12 protein-coding genes are annotated in these 15545 nt (G+C 40.4%); 3 read left to right on the top strand and 9 right to left on the bottom strand.

Annotation, left to right across the window (positions count from 1 at the left end):
- Positions 1-5 precede the first annotated feature (5 nt).
- From V7O67_RS11250 to V7O67_RS11215, 8 genes are all read right to left on the bottom strand, one after another.
- Positions 6-1439: a nucleotide sugar dehydrogenase gene (locus tag V7O67_RS11250; RefSeq protein WP_406670026.1), complete on the bottom strand. Its 1434-nt coding sequence runs from the start codon at positions 1437-1439 to the stop codon at positions 6-8.
- A 5-nt stretch (positions 1440-1444) separates the two neighbouring features.
- Positions 1445-2383 (bottom strand): UDP-N-acetylglucosamine 3-dehydrogenase, encoded by a 939-nt coding sequence (locus V7O67_RS11245; RefSeq protein WP_406670024.1) that lies wholly within the window; start codon positions 2381-2383, stop codon positions 1445-1447.
- Entirely contained in the window at positions 2377-3462 is a 1086-nt protein-coding gene (locus V7O67_RS11240; protein WP_342304751.1) for a DegT/DnrJ/EryC1/StrS family aminotransferase, read from the bottom strand. The genes V7O67_RS11245 and V7O67_RS11240 overlap by 7 nt, the downstream gene beginning before the upstream one ends.
- A 56-nt stretch (positions 3463-3518) precedes the next feature.
- Positions 3519-4184 carry a DapH/DapD/GlmU-related protein gene (locus V7O67_RS11235; protein WP_342304752.1) on the bottom strand — a complete coding sequence of 222 codons (666 nt, stop codon included), beginning with the start codon at positions 4182-4184 and terminating at the stop codon, positions 3519-3521.
- A 130-nt stretch (positions 4185-4314) separates the two neighbouring features.
- On the bottom strand, positions 4315-5436 hold the full coding sequence (locus V7O67_RS11230; protein WP_342304753.1) for a response regulator: 1122 nt from the start codon (positions 5434-5436) through the stop codon (positions 4315-4317).
- Positions 5437-5448: 12 nt separating this feature from the next.
- The gene (locus V7O67_RS11225; RefSeq protein WP_342304754.1) at positions 5449-8481 is read right to left on the bottom strand and encodes a PAS domain S-box protein; all 3033 of its coding nucleotides are present in this window, start codon (positions 8479-8481) and stop codon (positions 5449-5451) included.
- 195 nt (positions 8482-8676) lie between these two features.
- Positions 8677-9204 carry a metal-dependent hydrolase gene (locus tag V7O67_RS11220; RefSeq protein WP_342304755.1) on the bottom strand — a complete coding sequence of 176 codons (528 nt, stop codon included), beginning with the start codon at positions 9202-9204 and terminating at the stop codon, positions 8677-8679.
- 93 nt (positions 9205-9297) lie between these two features.
- The gene (locus V7O67_RS11215; RefSeq protein WP_342304756.1) at positions 9298-10662 is read right to left on the bottom strand and encodes a transposase; all 1365 of its coding nucleotides are present in this window, start codon (positions 10660-10662) and stop codon (positions 9298-9300) included.
- Positions 10663-10909: 247 nt separating this feature from the next.
- Between V7O67_RS11215 and V7O67_RS11210 the strand changes: the two genes are divergently transcribed.
- Both V7O67_RS11210 and V7O67_RS11205 read left to right on the top strand, forming a co-directional pair.
- Entirely contained in the window at positions 10910-11494 is a 585-nt protein-coding gene (locus tag V7O67_RS11210; RefSeq protein ID WP_342304757.1) for a metal-dependent hydrolase, read from the top strand.
- A gap of 919 nt (positions 11495-12413) precedes the next feature.
- Positions 12414-12947: a hypothetical protein gene (locus tag V7O67_RS11205; RefSeq protein WP_342304758.1), complete on the top strand. Its 534-nt coding sequence runs from the start codon at positions 12414-12416 to the stop codon at positions 12945-12947.
- Positions 12948-13154: 207 nt separating this feature from the next.
- Here V7O67_RS11205 and V7O67_RS11200 read toward each other — a convergent pair whose 3' ends face one another.
- Complete coding sequence (locus V7O67_RS11200; RefSeq protein WP_342304759.1) at positions 13155-13859, bottom strand: DUF6293 family protein; 705 nt, start codon at positions 13857-13859, stop codon at positions 13155-13157.
- A 134-nt stretch (positions 13860-13993) separates the two neighbouring features.
- Here V7O67_RS11200 and V7O67_RS11195 point away from each other — a divergent pair, with 134 nt between their 5' ends.
- Positions 13994-15145 carry a metallophosphoesterase gene (locus V7O67_RS11195; RefSeq protein WP_342304760.1) on the top strand — a complete coding sequence of 384 codons (1152 nt, stop codon included), beginning with the start codon at positions 13994-13996 and terminating at the stop codon, positions 15143-15145.
- The last annotated feature ends 400 nt before the right edge of the window (positions 15146-15545 follow it).

Genomic DNA, 15545 nt, shown 5'->3' with positions numbered 1-15545 from the left:
AATGTTTATTTTATGATCTCGTGACCATTCTTGTCACCACGTCCAATTCCCTTGTAGATGAAACCAGCTTCAATAAACTTATCCGGTTCTATTACGTTTCTTCCGTCAATGATCACAGTAGTTTTCATGCCGGTCATTTTCTTTATGACATCAGGTTTCAGATTAAAGTATTCTTTGTGGCCAGTAAAAATAACAACTGCGTCAGAGCCTGAAATTACTTCTTCCATACCCTTCAATATATCTACATCGGGATATTGGAGTACATGTGGATCATGGATAAGAATCTCCGCACCAGCATCAACAATCATATCCCTGTATGGCTCCGAAGGGGGATTGCGTGCGTCATCAGAATCATTGATAAAAGCCCAGCCCAGCATGGCTATTTTTGAGTCTTTGATATCCTTATTAATTCTCTGAAGGGCAGCTTGTGTCAGGTTATACATGTGTACTGGCATGAAGTCATTTACTCTCCTTGCAAGTACGTAGATAGATTCCGCATTTTCAGGGTAATCCAGGTTTTCATTTCCTAACTTTACTCCACGCTCAAGATGGTATGTATCCTTGGTAAGGCAGTGACCACCAACCCCTGCTCCGGGCCAGAGCATTGCTCTTGTTATGCCTTCACCTTTGAGGCTGTCAATACCTGTCCTTACGTCATATACGTTTATTCCCATAGACTCGCAGTAGAGTGCAAGCTGGTTCACAGCTGCTATTTGCAGATCACGGAATGTGTTTTCAGCAGTCTTTGTTACCTCTGCTGCAGTTGCTGTCATGGGAATGACATTTCCTTTTGTCAGAACAGGAGAGTACAACTCGACAGCTCTGTCGGTACTAGCTTCGTCGATACCACCAACAATACGGTCGTGTTCCTGAATATTACGCAGTAGTCTTCCAACCATCACCCTTTCAGGGGCATGGGCCAGTGCGAAGTCCTCTCCTGCCACAAGACCGGATTCTTCTTCCAGTATCTTCCTAGCCATGTCATCGGTTGTTCCAGGTGTGATAGTCGACTCAAGGACCACCAGCATACTCGGCTGAAGATACCTTCCTGCATTGCGGATGCCCTCCTTCAGCGCTCCAAAGTCCGGTTCAAGTGCTTTTGAGTCTGCAAAAGGCGTCTGGATAGCAAGGGTTACAGCATCGAGTTCCGCAATCCTTGAGAAATCAGGTGTGCATTCGAATTTACCTGCTTCAACAACCTTTTGCAGGAGTTCTTCAAGACCCGGTTCTTCTCCCTTAAGAGGACTCTCTCCCCGGTTCAGCATATCTATCTTATAACCGGATGATGGAGAATTCCTCTGGAATCCCAACACATGGTCAAATCTGTCCGAATCGGCAAAAAGTGCAGCAGCGGGAATTCCCACATAGCCCATACCTATGACACCTATCTTTTTTATAGGGCCTTTCTCTTTTAGTATGTCCTCAAGTTTTTGGCTCATGATAATCACTCTTTAATCTCTATTAATTTTTCATTTTTGTAGGACTCGATGGCAGCAAGGCTGACATTAAGTGCATGAATGCCATCCTCTCCGGCTGGTTCCGGTTGCCTCTTGTTATCTATACAATCAATAAAATGCTCAAGTTCGTTCCTGAGAGGCTCTTTTTGTTCAATCTTGGCTTTTCTCACCCAGCTATTGTCATGAAGCTCGACTGTCTGGTCTATATAATCAAGATAAGCAACACCTTTTACGCCTACAGCAGTAAGTTTCCTTACTTTGTGTGGTGTAAGCCAGTTGACTTCTACAAGTCCTGAAAATTCATGGTCAAAACGCATGTGTATGGTGGCGTGATCTTCCATGGAATGGATGTCGGCTCCGGCGACTGCATAAACCTGATTCACATGCCTGCCGTAGAGGAAAGATATGACATCGATATCATGAACGCCGATGTCGAGGATTACTCCTACATCCCTTATTCTCGGATTATATGGTCCGACTCTTGTTGTAGAGATGGATACGATTTTCCCGAGCAGGCCGGAATCTATTATTTCTTTAAGTCTCATGATCGCAGGATTAAACCTTTCGATATGTCCAACCATTACACAGCGGTCAACTTCCTTTGCCGTATTGAGAATCGTTTCTGCATTTTCAATACTGTCGGCAATTGGCTTTTCTACAAGTACATTTGCCCCTGCCCTTAAAGCATCGATCGCTACATCTTTATGCATTTTAGTAGGAACCACAATGCTCACAGCATCAAGTCCTTCCGCAAGCAATTCTTTATAGTCTGTGAAAGGTCGAGTATTATGCTGCTTCGCAAGTTCCTCTACAAGCTCGGCATCAATATCCGAAATACCCACAAGCTCTACACCTGGCATTTCGCTATAGATGCGTATGTGGTTTTTTCCCATTGATCCTGCGCCGATAACTCCAACTTTCAACATTTCAGATCACTCCAGTCTTTTATGGCATCACTTATAGTAACAATGTCTTCATCCGTAACTCCCGGGTGTACCGGCAAGGAGAGCACTTCCCTGGAAGCTTTCTCTGTCACCAGCAGATTATCGTTGTATCCAAGTTCCTTGTAATATGGCTGCTTATGAATGGGGATGGGATAGTAAATACCTGTCCCGATTCCTTTGTTCTTTAGGTGCTCCGCCAGTGAATCCCTGCTATGAGTGCGAATCGTGTACTGATGAAATACGTGTTTGTACTTATCGCGTATTGTGGGGCATTTTATTCCCTCTGTATCTCCGAGGCTTTCAGTAAGCAGTTTTGCATTGTGCTGCCTTCTGGATGTGTATTCTGGAAGCTTTTTGAGTTGTACCAGTCCGATGGCTGCTGAGATGTCCGTCATGCGCAGGTTGTACCCAAGTGTCTCATGCAGATACCGTTGTTTTGAACCATGCGAGCGTATCATACGTGCTCTGTCTGCCACATCCTTTTTGTTTGTGGTGATTATGCCACCCTCACTGGTAGTCATGTTTTTGGTGGGATAAAAACTGAAGGCTCCGGTACCAAAAGAACCAACTTTTTTGCCATTGTAAGCAGCCCCGTGTGCCTGACAGGCATCTTCTATCAGGACCAGATGATGGTCCTCTGCTATTTCTTTCATGAGTTTCATATATGCAGGATGACCGTAGAGGTGCACAGGCATAATAGCCTTTGTCGCAGGGGTTATGTTCTCCTCAATAAGCTGAGGATTAAGGTTGAATGTGTCGGCTTCGATATCTGCAAATACCGGCTTTGCACCAGTAAAAAGTATAGAATTTGCAGTGGCTATAAAACTAAAAGAACTGGTGATAACTTCGTCACCTTTGCCTATTCCATGGGCAAGTAAAGCAGCATGAAGGGCTGCAGTGCCGGAATTAACGGCAACGGCGTGTTCCATACCTGTGTATTCAGCGAAAGCCTGCTCAAACTCAGCTACTCGCTTCCCTTCAGCTATTATTCCTGAGCGTAGCACATCGCTGACTGCCTGTACCTCAGCATCATCGAGCTGTGGTTTTGCAATGGGTATCATGATAATACGGGTCTCCATTATTTAAAAAGTATAATTTTATATCCTATTTTTCGTGATCAGATGTTATTTAAAAATTCCAGTTTATCCGGGAGATCAACTATCTTTGCAGGACAACCGATTGCCAGTTTCCACGCAGGCACATCTTTTGTAACCAGAGCCCCGGCAGCCACCATTGCTCCCTCCCCAATCTCAACTCCTGGTATGAGGGTAGCATTTGCCCCGATGGATGCTCCTTTTCTAAGTATTGGTCCTTCCGGGTGGTACTCTCCTCTTATGGGGTATCTGTCATTGGCAAGCACGGCACAGGGTCCGATGAATGCATTATCCTCTATGGTCACATGTGTGGGAATATACACATTTCCCTGGATACTGACATTGTTTCCTATACTTACATTACCGTCAATGATAACATTGGTACCAATGAGTACATTGTCCCCTATTACAGTATTTTCCCGGATCATGGCATTATGTCCTGTCTTAAAATTATTCCCGGTCCGGACGTTGCTGAAGATCGTGCTTCCGGCTCTTATGAATGCATTGTTCCCTATAAATGATCCTGGAAAGTCATATTCATCTATTTCAATGCCGGCTTTTGTTATCTCCATCAGGATGCTATGCTGTGGATATCCCAGCATGACATTCTCAAGGACCACCGAGCTATCACCTATGCTACTGGAACCATAAAGGTTTACAGTTTTGTGAATGTATGTGCTGTTTTGCATGTTCCCACCCATATTCACATCATTTAAGAGTTTTAGTTTATATAAATTTATTCAGGTTTTATATTCTCATCATGATGATGGGATTGTGCGAATGTTTTATTATTTTGACGGATGCATAGGGAAATATGTATCAAAGGTTTAGAGACATATTTCGTTCTGTTTGTTCAAAGTAATCTCTCAGATAATCGATTTCAATTCTCATCTTTTCCAATAATCCGGTAGTACCTGTATGATCCATATCCGCTGCTTTTTCGAGTTCAACACAAAGGTTTGCCAGATAGTTGAAACCAATATTGAGAGCTGTACCTTTTGTGCGATGTGCGATACCCTTTATAGTATCCATATCATTTTCTGAAAAAGAATCCATGATATCTTTAAAATCACGAGTAAAAGATGCTATTGCCATGGATATAAGACGGTCATATAATTCTTTGCTGCCACCTACATTGTTCATGAGTCGTTCCCTGTCGAAATGAGAGTTTTTTCTTGTTTCAGAACATTTATACATAGTTTTTGAACTTTCAAATCCAGGCAGCCATTTATTCAAAATATGACGAATGTTGTCTGTTACTATTGGTTTAGTGACATAATCATCCATTCCTGCCTCAAAGCATCGCTCTTTTTCGCCCTTGAGAACGCCAGCATTCAGGGCAATAATAGGGGTATGTTCTCCGTCTCCTTTCTCAAGGTCCCTTATCATTAATGTAGCATCATATCCGCTTACTTCGGGCATCTGTATATCCATGACAATAAGATCAGGCTTTTTATCAGTGAACATACGGACTGCTTCCTTTCCGTCCTTTGCCTGTATTATCGTTGTTTTAGGTAAAAGATTGGAGATGATAGTTGATGCAAGAAGCATATTTGTTTCATTGTCCTCGGCAATGAGTATACTATACTGGTGGACATCAGGAGAATTAGATGAAACCGTTTTTTTGATTATGATGCTATTATTTTGCGGTCCTTTTGCAGAATCTATATAAGTAATCATTTCGAAAAGCTCTGTCATTCTGATCGGTTTCATGATACTGGCACAGTTCTTATGATCGTATTGTCTGTGTATTGGGGAAATGTCTGTAGAATCGTGTAACAGGATCACAGGGGTACTTTTTTGGGATATACTGTTCTCCTCACGTATGATGAGAACCATTTCATCTCCATCCATTGTAGGCATATTCTTATCGGCAATTATCAGATCGTAATCCCGGTCTTTGTGAAGCATGTCTATGGCTTTCATGCCGCTGGCTGCCATGTCAACTTTGAGTTACCTCGTCTGAAGCATGTTCTGTAAGATCAAGCGGTTAGTGCTGTTGTCATCTACAATGAGGACTTTTTTGATGTTTTCCAGACTATCAATAGTAATAGTTTCGCTCTGTTCTGCAGGAAGACTTACAGTAAAATAGAATCTGCTTCCTTCACCTTCTTTACTTTCAAGTTCGAGTCTGGAATCCATCTTCTCCAGCAATTCATTAGAGATACTAAGGCCAAGTCCCGTACCTCCATATTTTCGGGTAATTGATCCGTCAGCCTGTGCAAATGAATTGAATATCCTTGCTCTTTTATCTTCAGCAATGCCAATTCCCGTATCCCTTACAGAGAATGTGAAATCCATTTCACCGGGATGGCCGGCAGTAGCTTCAACTTTAAGTTCGATCTCTCCGGTTTCGGTAAACTTTGTTGCATTTCCTAAAAGATTGACCAATACCTGTCTTAATCTCACACGGTCCGCTATGGCATATTGTGGTAGATGAGGAGAGATGTTCAGCAACAGTTCAAGGCCTTTCTCATGGATCTTGTACTTTAGCATATCTGCGATCTGCTCACACAGTTCTACTAAGTCGCTAGTTTCTGTATCCAGTTCAAGTTTACCTGCTTCTATCTTTGAGATGTCCAGTACATCGTTGATGAGGTCAAGCAGTGAATTGGCAGATGCGTGTATCGTTTGCATGTGCTGCAATTGCTGCTCTTCGAGTTCTGAGTGCATCAGCAGGTCGGAAAAGCCAATGATGCCATTTAGTGGGGTGCGTATCTCATGGCTCATATTGGCAAGGAACTCAGATTTTGCCCTGCTGGCAGCTTTCGCTTTTTCTTCAGCTACCTTACTTTCATTGATGCTGATATGTGTGCCGTACATGTTGAGAGGAGTGCCTGCATCATCGTACCTTGCAATCCTGCCATGAGCGCGTACCCAGGTCCAGTGACCTTCTTTGTGTTGCATCCTGTACTCTGCTATATAACGTTGATCTTTACCGGTAATTGTATCCTGTAATTTTTGAGTTGCAGTCTCAATGTCATCGCTATGTATCATTTCGGACCACATTTCAAGGTTGAAATGAGAGAAGTCATTCGTGGAATATCCGGTGATCATTTTCCAGCTATCCAGCCCCTCTAATTGTATATTGCCAGTTGTAAGGTCAAGGTTCCATATTCCGGCACAGGTTGCTTCCAGTGCCAGGTCAAGTGTTTGTGTCCTGTTCTTCAGTTCTTCTTCAGAACGTTTCCTGTCGGAGATGTCCCTGCACATGCAAAAGACAAGTTCCTGTCCACCACAGATTGCGCTGCTGGTACTGATCTCAACATCTACAACGGTTCCATCCTTGCGCTTGTGCAATGTCTCAAAGTAATCTCCGGTCTCATGCATATTTTTGACCATATGCAGTAGTTGTTCATGTGTAAATTGTGTATCCCAGTCCCATATAGATAATTGTCTGATCTCTTCCAGTGAATAACCCAGCATGTCCGCGTAGCGCTGGTTAGCTTCGTAAACCTTACCAGTCGTATCGACCACTAATATCCCATCCATGGAATTTTCTATCAGTGCATGCTTCCAGACTTCCTCTTCGGCAAGCTTCTCTTCTGCTTCCTTACGCTCGGTGATGTCATGAAGAGTTCCTGTAACTACATTCCTTTCAGCATGATACTCGGCAACGGAGTAGATATGGCGAACAATACCGTCTTTTGGTTTTTTGATACTGAACTCCACGTCATAGGGATGATTTTCTTTAATGAGTCGGGAAAGTGCTTTATCGAGCATTGGGCGGTACTGCGGAAGTACGAGGCTCTGCACTTCCCGGATCGTTGTTTGTCTGTTTTCAACTCCGTATATTCTGCATGCTTCCTTAGAGGCATGAACCGTTCCCTGGTTCAGGTCAAACTCCCAGCTTCCTATGTGTCCGATCCTCTGGGCGTCATTGAGCTGCATCTCCCGTTTGAGTAATTCTTCTGTTTCATATTTCTTTTCAAATGCGCTGACTATTATTCCAGCTACGACTTTGAGAAGGGAGATTTGTTCTTCGGTCCACACATGCTTGTTTTTGACGGCATCAAATTCCATGAAGCCGATAACTTTTCCGTCTTTTGTAAGGGGTATGTCCAGAACAGATCGAATTAAATGTGTCTTGAAAACGTTCTTTTCAGTATCTGCTTCAGAGGGAAGTTTGTCAACATCAGGAACGTGTATGTGTCCTTTCTTTCGTATGTTCTCTTTAAACCATGGGTACTCGCTAAGGTTGAAATCCTGTATCCGGTCTATCTGGGGTTCGATTCCCTGTGCACACCATTCATTGGCAAAGCTCATATTTGTCCCGTTTTCTGAAAAAAGAAATATATAAGCCCTATCGATCTCAAACAGCATGGCACATTTCTTTAGCGCCTCATCAACTACGTGATCAAGTTCTTCATCAGGTACACTTACAAAACCAGCCGATATCTCAGAGACCATCTTCTGGAACCAGAACTGAAATTGAAGTTCTTCTTCTACTTTTTTACGGTCCAGTAAAAGACCTACCTGCCGGGTGTATACTTCAATGAGGTCTTCATTGGTCAGGATCTTTCCGGAATCCATTACTAATATAAAATAACCCAGGTTGACATTGTCTTTGAATATATTTGCTACAATTGTCTCTCCTGCACTGAGGGTCCTTTCCATAAGTATTGCAGTCTTTTCCGGGATCTGGTCTCCAGTTAGCTCATGAAAAGCAGAAAAACGGGTAATATTACTATTTTTAATTTTTCTTGCAAGATTGGGGTTCCTTTTCCATTCTTTGCCTTCAGGATTAAATCCCATCATTGAATATATTTTCTTTACATCGGTTAATGGGACTGAAACAGCTCTTGTAAAAAAGGAATTTGTTTTTTCTTCAAACAGATTGAAAACCGCATATTTGGCTTCAGATATATCCAGAAGAGCATCGGTTATTTTTTGGTAATTTATTTTATCAGCGGGGCTTTGGAAGAGTTCCTCTGAGTATATGACAAGTTTTTTGAGTTTTATGTTCTCTTCGATCTTCCTCTTCATTCTTCCTGCCGCTTGATCTGTTATATGCATTATAACCAGAGCAATGTGCCACTACAATTTATTGACCCTGATTTTATACTTTTGAATCACAATTGTTCATGAAGTATGTATGCAATGTGTTATATATTTTATATATTATTAACTTGCCTGTATAAATCCTTCTATTGTATTCTTAACTCTTCTTAGTGTTAATAACTAAATGACTTTTTTATGAACATTTTTAAGGTGGATGATTCCTGCAACAAACAGTATGATTATCCCTATGATCTCTGACAGGAATACATAATTTAGTGCCGGTGTGTATGCATTTCTAAAGATTCCCAGGAAATAGTCCAGTATGCCTGCTGAATAGTGGCCGTCAGGGAATTGCCAGCCCAGCAGTGGCCAGAACAGTGTCTGTGGTGTCATCCAGAGTCTGTCTTCCATAATATGCATGAAGCTGGCAGCAGGAATTACCAGCAGACGTTTGTCTCCTCTTTTTTTGTAGAGGTGAATTACGGTCAGCAGTAACAGCAGGCAGAAGAGCAGCGTGTGTCCGTATATCCTTCCGTTACCGATTGAGCTTGCGAAGATGACCTCTCCAAGGGGTTTGTCTATAAGGTCAGGGAGCATGGCCCCAAAGGCGACCACATACAGGGATGTGGGCATCTTTGAGAGTGCAGGATGCTGTTTTAGAAGGGTGAGTATTCCAAGGGTTATACCGATGTGGCCGAAGATGAACATTTGTTTTTAGTATTGCGAATGGGGTGATTTATTGTTTTTCCTGACTACTCCAACGACTAAAGTCGTTTGGTTCTTTTGAACCCCTAAGGAGCCTTAACCTTGTATTAGGTTAAGCAATTGCTGATTCGTTGTCGGTACTTGCAATCCAGTTAAGCAACTGGTTGTAGCGGTCCCAATTCCACAGCCGTTAATTCCCGTGAGCCCCACGGTATTTTTGTATGTTTTAGATTTCTTTAGTATATTGATACTAGCGTTGATATCCCTATCTAACGAAGAGTTACAATGGTCACATTCAAACACCTTATCTCCTTGCTGTACCTTTCGTTTCCTCTTTTTTCCACATACTGAGCAGGTCTGAGTTGTGTTCTTAGGATTGACTTTCTCAACAGTCTTTCCTTTCTCAGCAGCCTTGTATGTAGTATGCTGAACAAGTCTAGCCCAACTTGCATCGTGAATAGACTTGGCTAATCTTGAGTTCTTAACAAGGTTCTTTATTTTCAGGTCCTCAAAAACTACCAGGTCGTGTTTTGATACAAGCAACTTGCTTAGACAATGTGAAAAATGGTTCCTTGCTCCCTTAACTTTTCGGTGAATCCTGTTCACTCTTAGTTTCTGTTTAAGGTAGTTCTGGGAACCATATTCCATTTTAGCAAGTTTTTTTTGTTCGATAGCTAACCTGTTCTCTGCTTTCCTGAGCAACTTAGGTGGTTCAATAAGTTCTCCATCTGATGTTGCTATCAAAGCATTTAATCCAAGGTCGATACCTATCATAGTGATAGGTATTATTGGTTCTGGATATTCAGGAACTTCAATTGTTATGAATGCAAACCATTTCTTTCCTTCTTTTTTAATGGTACACGTTTTCAACTGATCAGTGAGGAGGTTGTTATTAACATCGATCTTGATCAAATTGTTCTTATCAGTTATCTTTGACAGGAACAAACTATTCTCTGTTAGTTTCCAACCATTTCCATGTTGCTTGTACGTGAAACTATGGTAGTCTTCTTTTCCTTTGAATCCAGGATGGCCTTTTGGAAGAATTCCATCATATTTGACGTACTTAGAGCCATGTTTACTTGAAAGAGAAGAAGGAGTATTTGCTGCAGGAACTTCCTTTTTTTTAACGAAAGTACCTCTTCTTGGTTTTCTTCCTTTAAGTCTACCATTCTTGATATCGTCTAAGAACTTGAAATATGCTTGTTGTTGTCTTTCGAATACATTGAGTCTTACCTGAGAATGTATGTTGTTGGCATACTCGAAGAACTTGAGTTGTTTCTCAAACATCGTAGAGTCAGGATATAATCCATATCTATCATATAGTTCAACTCTCGTTGATAAAAGGTCGTTCCATAATCTTCTGCAGGTTTCCATGGTTTCTTCCAGTTTTAGTTCCTGTTCTGGACTTGGATGGATGAGAAACCTAAGATTCCTGCACTTCTGACCTTCTTTGCGGACCATAATATCACTCGAAAAAACAACAACATTATATTGTTTTCTTATTATTTTAATGTTGTTTTAAACGTTTGCTTTTTTTAGGAGATGGAATACGATTTTAATGTTGTTACGATGAGTTGATCAACAGCCAGCGGGGTACGATTCATCCTACGACTAAAGTCGTAGGCTTTCTCTACCCCTACACCCCGATAATCGTAAGATGGCAGGTGTGGACATCATATTTATATATATTTGATTTGTATACTAGTATATGCCATATCCAGCGTTCCACTTTGCATTCTTCATATTCTGTGTCTCCCTTGTAGGGATCTTTGCAATTGCAGGCAGTGGTTTTCGCAAGGAGATGAGCTTTAAGGATGTGAAACACCTGAGTTTATTGTTTGTTGTCGGCAGTGTGGGTTCGGTGTTCCCTGACGTGCCTGCGGTGTGGAACTTTATACTTCACGGCAACCTGGGTCATACAATGATAGGTTCGGTTCCGACCCATTCGCTTCTTTTTGGCTTGGTTGCCTTTGTGCTTGCATTTATGCTGGGGTACGTATTATACAGGAACATATCAAAAGCTTCATCACTTGGCATATTTGCAGAAGCGGCTTTCCTGTCCCACCTACTTCTGGATGACATCGCTGATGGTGGCCTTACTTACCTGTATCCGTTCTATAATGAACCACTGAGCATATTTGCTGTTATGAATGTCAGGCTCTCAGGCGTGGACTTCTTCTATTATAATTTTGCCTGTTTTGTGTCGGTGTTCTTCATCTTCTGTGTGATGTTCATGGCACTTCTGGCTCTGAAGGACCTTGGGTTTGGTTTTAGTTATGAGCCTTTGGAGTGAAAGGTAGATTTTTGGGTTTTTTTTGATGTGAGTTGTTAGTTATGTCCACTAACAATGGATGTGATTGGGGGTGGAGGTAGTTCTTGCGTATCTTTTTTTCATCAGTGGTAATGGACCGTGCTGCCTTCGGCGGGATAGTTGTATCGTATTCCTGATAATTCATTCGCGATGCCATAGACCTATTCTGATATATGTCGCATATTATTGTTTAAACAATAATTGTTACGACAATATAGTTTAAATTAACAGGTTGAAAAGGTAAATTTGCTACCTTCTTAAAATGCGAACCGATGAGAAGTTCGAATATTGGAGATTTCTACAGAGCTGTTTTTGGCAGGAATTATTTAAGCGTGCGTGATATAGTGAATATAAATGGTTCTAAATACTCCTCCATGTTCTAAAACGAAAAGATCTTGTTCTACAACTACTGATGTTGACTCTATGCCTTTGAGCTTAAAGACTATTAAACGCATCGAGGAAGCAGAAATGACAGAACAGTATTATAAAACGTTCGTTTTGTTTTTCTTCATCCAAAAAATATAATTTAATAACATGTGACTGTTTAGGGTCAAGGTAAAAATAATAGATATGAACCACGATTCTGGTGACCTATTAGCTAAACCAGCGCATCAAAAAGGTTATTTAACTAGGATTTGAAAGTACTTTTATAGGTTGAATTATTATACTTATATCTCACTCTGTTCAGCAGTACATATGATGTTCTTTGTCGCTTAAGGATTCATCAGGACTAGAACAAAAGGCCACCGTTTATAGAATAAACTTCAAATTATCAATCTTTGAGCCTTCACCCCCACTCAAGCGTAGCGCTCTCACTCTCACTACAACTGCCCTTGCAAGCAAGGGGCAGTATCGCTGCAATGCACTAAGCAGTAAAAAAAATAACAGGTGCCGTTGTAATATGGAAAATGAATGCCTATCATGCGGTTTTGATAAAGAATACCCAGAACATCCCATATGCAGATATTGCTACTATCGAGGTACTGTAGGAGCTGCGAAATTCTTATTATTTCAAACTATGAGGGATAATGGAAATAAATACTTGACCGTCGATGAACTTACTGAGCTTGTAAATCAAAACCCCTACAAAAAACATAAGGTAACAAGAAGTGCCGTATATAAGATACTTCATCGTTATTCCCGCTATTATGAAGAAGCCAAGAGAAGAAGGCGAGGATATCTTGTACTAAAAAAGGAGATTCCACGAAAGAAAGGCCAGAGGGGAAGACCGCAGATTAAATATAAGTTGAGTTCTCGTCTATCAAAAAGGGTTGATTATTATGCTATGCGATGGAAAATGGGTTTTCCGATCAACAAGCGTGTTAACAAAGGGAAAAATTTCAGGATGACTCAGGAATATTCTAGGAGGGCAAGAGGGATTGACGTTAAGTTGAAAAAAAGAGAATATGAGCTCTATACATATCTTCTGGTCTAGACCATCACGTTCATGAAGGAATTTAATCGTCTTTTGGTATTTCCTAAACCATGATCTATTTTTAGATTTTGCAATTCGTCTAATGTTTGAAGGTTTGTATTCAAACAATGAACTTTTGCTTAAGTGTAAGGAATTTATAGATTTTAGAGAAGGAATATTTTCTAAAAGTTCTAATGGCGAAGTTGATCACGTTAACTCGTCGAGCCGTTAAGTAATTAACTTGATATCTCTGCCCTTCATATAGATCACAGCCAACTTACTTTTTTTAATTACAAGATTCTTACTTACCTTTTCGGTTTCAATGAATCCTGCGTTACTTAACTTCTTAATATGATGGCTGAGACGTGATCTTTCGTTGCCAAAATCAGTTGTTCCTTTTTCAAGTTCCGGCTTTAATCTGGAGATAAGATCATCAACAGATTCAACTCCATCTTCCAGCTTCTCAAGTATGCTCATCTGTTCTTTGGCAAGGTCTTTGATAGGGAAAAGTGGGATGTCAATAATGCCTTTTAGATGATATTTCTCTTTATCTGTGTATTCAGGAATATCACTATAGATCGGAACATTGCTTACAAGTGAAACAATATATGCTGATATGCCAATGTTCCTCAGGCCGCCTGATACATTTATCTTAACTGTGCTTCCTGCTTTTACCTCAGTTTCAATAATATCCAGCATCTCAAGAGATGATTCTAAAATGTTCTCTCTTTCTATTATTCTGTTCTCTACTTCAAAACCTTTGAAAGCTTTCTTGATGCTTTTTACTGCGGATTGTACCATTTCCTGTTCTTCGTCACCTTTGTGTGTCAGGATAATGATCTTATGAACTGGGAACTGTTTGATACTTTCTATCAGTTTGTCAGGGGAGAAACCAACCGGTACCAGATGCGTGAACATCTTTGCTTTTTCCATGATTGAACATTATATTTAATTCAATATATGTGTTTTTATTAATTTGACATTATTTACTTAAACAATAATTTTAAGTATAACCATGTAATATCATTATATGTTTGTATGTAGATCTAACTTTTAGGTGGGATTTTGTGGAAAAAACATTATTTTGTGAGCTTAACAATAAAGTATCATCTTTGTTTGAATCTGAAGCAGCTGTTGTTCACGTGGATTATTCCTCAGTCATTATTGTAGGCGATCTTCATGGCAATCTTGAAGCATTGGATTTCATATTAGAGAAAGGAGAGGAACTTGATTGTAGCAATTATATCTTTCTTGGAGATTATGTTGATAGAGGTGATCATTCTATAGAGGTGCTCTGTCGACTTTTCAAATTAAAACTTGAGGATCCGGATGGTGTCATCCTGCTTCGTGGTAATCATGAAACTGCAGGAACAAATGCTAACTATGGACTTTATGATGAACTGGATAAAAACGATGAGTTATTTTCTCTTGTCAACAGGACATTTGAAAAGATGCCTATTGCTGCAGTTTTAAACATAAAATCGCTGTTAAGGACCTCTCATGTATTTTGTGTCCATGGAGGTATAGGAGAGCCAGTAACTCTTGATCAAATTAAAAAAGAAGATCATCATCCTTACCTGTGGAACGATCCACAGGAAGAAAAGGGGCTGGAAGACTCTCCACAGAGGTGTGGGACACAGGTATTTGGCCCGGATATCTGTAAGAAATTCCGAACATTGAATGATATTGACATAATAATAAGGGCTCACTCGGAATTAAAGGACGGTTACAAGTGGTGGTTTGATGGAAGGTTATTATCCCTATTCTCAACACCTGACTACAGTGGATTAGACGATGATGGAGCATTTGTATTCATAGAGCATGATGAATGGAAAATGCTGCAGGACAAACTAAATACATTTGTTTTTGGCAGATCACAAAGGTCAAAAGATGATTCATATTCTTTGTTGAATATTACAAGCCATAATTCTGAAAGATTTGAATTCTATGATTCTGAAACTGCTAGTACTATAACAATACTATTCCGTTTTTTTAAAGAAAATAATATTCTGGTTATTAGTTATAATCACGGAGAAGAAAGTCCATTATGGGAGGGAGTAGTAATTGCAGATGAATATACCTTCACTGAACCAAATGCTATTGATAAAGTGATTCTTGAATGCAGATCTATCGAAACATTGGATGATCTATATCCTTTGCTTGCCAAGCATTCTCTTGAATGGAAAAGGCTTTTGGATTTTGATGAGAATGATCTGTAGCTTTTACGAGTTATGAATTAGATTTTAAAAAGAGATTCTAAATCACTTTTTATGGCTCAATTGCTATATGTTCCTGATCTTTCAAATACTTCCCACAAACAAATAATGGGTAATTATTTCCATTCGTAATAATATCTATCATTTAGAAAAGAAGGAATGATGGCATGAGAGAATTCACAGTGGTCATTGAACAGGATGAGGATGGGATATATGTGGCTTCTGTACCAGAGCTTAATGGATGCCATACTTAGGCGGAAACACTGGATGGACTTAACCAGCGTATCAAAGAAGCCATCGAGCTTTATCTTGAAGTTACATCCGACAAAGAACTAGATCACCTTGATCTTGTAGGCATACAGAAGATCCGGGTTGATGCATGAGCAAAATACTACTAATTTCT

Source organism: Methanolobus sp. ZRKC4 (assembly GCF_045291305.1).
Taxonomy (GTDB): Archaea; Halobacteriota; Methanosarcinia; order Methanosarcinales; family Methanosarcinaceae; genus Methanolobus.
The sequence above is the reverse complement of the archived record's forward strand: the minus strand, read 5'-3'. Positions and strand labels throughout refer to the sequence as shown.